Source organism: Bartonella sp. AA126HLJHH (genome assembly GCF_042197425.1).
Classification (GTDB): Bacteria; Pseudomonadota; Alphaproteobacteria; order Rhizobiales; family Rhizobiaceae; genus Bartonella.
This window is the reverse complement of sequence record NZ_JBHIRU010000063.1, coordinates 1-2,556: the sequence shown is the minus strand read 5'-3', so window position 1 is coordinate 2,556 and position 2,556 is coordinate 1. Positions and strand designations below refer to the sequence as shown.

At 45.1% G+C, this 2,556-nt stretch carries 1 pseudogene; it reads left to right on the top strand.

The window, feature by feature from the left end:
• Positions 1-2,556 (top strand): annotated as a pseudogene (locus ACFIQC_RS09545) (filamentous hemagglutinin); the annotation flags it as partial.

Below are 2,556 nucleotides of genomic sequence, written 5' to 3'. Positions count from 1 at the left end.
TGTTGATATTGTCGATATTGTCTCACGCACAGTGCATTTTGAAGGAGCTGTTGCGGGCAGAGAAATTGGTGTGACAGTAGGGACGGGTCACTTTGATTATGCTTCACGGGAAATGAAAGAACTGACCGATATTACTGGTAAACCGGAATATGCGATAGATGGTTCTGCTTTTGGGGCTCTACAGGCGGACAGAATAAAACTTGTGGCAACAGAAAAAGGTGTTGGGGTTCGCATGCGCCATGATATGGCAGCCAATGCGGGGCAGTTGCATCTTTCTGCTGATGGGAAAATCTCGTTGAAGAATGTTTTTGGTCATGGGGGTGTTGTCCTCAAATCGAAAAGCCAGAGCATATTGGCAAAACACATCACCTCGAAAAAGCATATTGATATTGCCGCCCATAAGGATGTGACGTTAGAAACGGTTGGTGCTGATGGTCATTTGAAGATAGAGGCGCAGGATGGGCTTTTATCGATTGCCGGTAAGGCAACCTCTGGGGGCAATATGGAGCTTTCTTCGCGCCAGACACTTCAAGTTTCAGGGCTAGGGGCAGGTGCTGATATGGCTCTTGAATCGGGCGGAGACTTGAAGCTTGAGGGGATTGTTTTAGCGCAAGGGAATCTCAAGGCGCATGCCGGTGGTGATATACAAGCTCATTTTTTAGCCGGTGGGGTTGATCTGGTGGCAACGGGTGCTGCTGGTGTTGTTGTTCTTGGCACCCAAGGGGATGTTGATCTCCAGAGCAGTCAAGGGGCGATTGTTGCTGAAAGTGTTTATGGAGCAGGAGATATCACCCTGGTTTTTCATAACGGGCTATCTGTTTCTCAAACAATTCTGTCGCATCAAAATGTTGCCATTCAAGCACAACCAGCAACAAATGCTCCCGTTCATTTTGGGCAACTTTTAGCCTATGGCAAGGCAAATATTGAGGGTGGGGCGGTTGACTTTTCTTCACTGATGACGGGTGAAGAAGCTGTTTTAAAGGTTGGCAGCCTTGATGCAGGCACACTGATGACAGGTGTCGTTTCTACGGGCGGTTCAGGGGATCTTGTTTTAGATGAAAAGGGCTTTCTTTTGATTACAGCAAAAGAAGGGGTGAAGGTTGGTCAGATTGCCAGTGGTGGCAATATTGAAATTTTTGCAGGCAACGACATCTATTATGATCAGGTCATAGGCTATGGCAACGCAACATTGACATCGGTATCAGGAGAGATCAGTGTTGAGAATGTGTTGTCTGCTGAGGGGGATGTGAGATTGACGGCAAACACTCTCGATTTAAGCAATAATCGTTCTCATATTTACACGCCGCAAACGCTGTATTTAATTGCAGATCATATTGATGTCTCAGAGAGCGAATTGACTTATGGCGGTTTAGACTTTCAAAGCACCAATGCTCTTGATATTCACAATGCGCGGCTACAAGCCGTAAGAGATGGCGGTGGGACTGGAGATATTCTCTTTATTGCTCCAAGCGTTATGGTGGATAAGGCAACTTCTGTTTTAGCGGCACGAGATTTCGTGATCAAAACGGGGGAGCTTGAAAATAGCGGTCAATTGGCATCGGGGCAGGATTTAGTCTTTAGCGTGACGGGCAATGTGACTAACAGCAAAACGGGCTTAATTTATGTGAAGGGCAATGGTGCTTTACAAGTTGATGGCGCTTTGCTCAATGATTTTGGCGCCATAATGGCAGAGGGTGATTTGTTTTTTACCAATGCAGAAGGCACAGGAAAAAGCCTTTCGCTTGTTAACAAAGCGGGCTTTATTCAAGCTGGTGGAAACTTAAATATCCAAACCAACACCTTGAAAAACGAAGCTGATAGCACGCCCGTCATCACGGAAAAAACGGAATATAGCGATATTTCTTTCCAAAGACCAAAGGGTTCTGATCAACTCAGTGATGGGATGTTATATCATGATGCGAAAGTTGGTCTTTGGGGACAAGGGCACGAATATCAATATGATAACGGATTATGGAAAGGACACTTATACATTTACTTAGATAATCCACTTTGGAATAGTAAAGAAGAAACCTATGGCACCGCAATTTCAAGCGACGGAACAGTCTATAAGGCTTTTACTTGGAAATATGTTGACGAAAGAGACTCTGTAGAACAGTATCGATGGAATGGTGATAGGTGGAAGGCAGGAGGGCTCTGGTCAATAAACAAACACTGGTCACACATGACAGAAAAGACTGTCACGCAAGGGTTTTCGCATAAACCGACTGTTTCGGGGGTAATACAATCTAGTGGCAACCTCATCATTAACGCTGATACCATTGACAACCATTATAGCTCTATAGAAGCGGGGGGAAATGCGGATATCCAAGCCAAGACGCTGACCAATTTAGGGGTAACAGCTTATAAAAAAACTTATATGGGTTGTAATGCCAATACGAAGGATGGTTATTGTTATGGCTATAAAACTGATGGAAGCCGCGATGTTTCTTTAGATATAGTCAATGGCAAGGAACGCCAAATTGGTTCAGAAGCTTTGGAGAGCGTTCCTGGTCTTGTCCAAGCGGGCGGCACTTTAAATCTGGTGGTCGATCAACT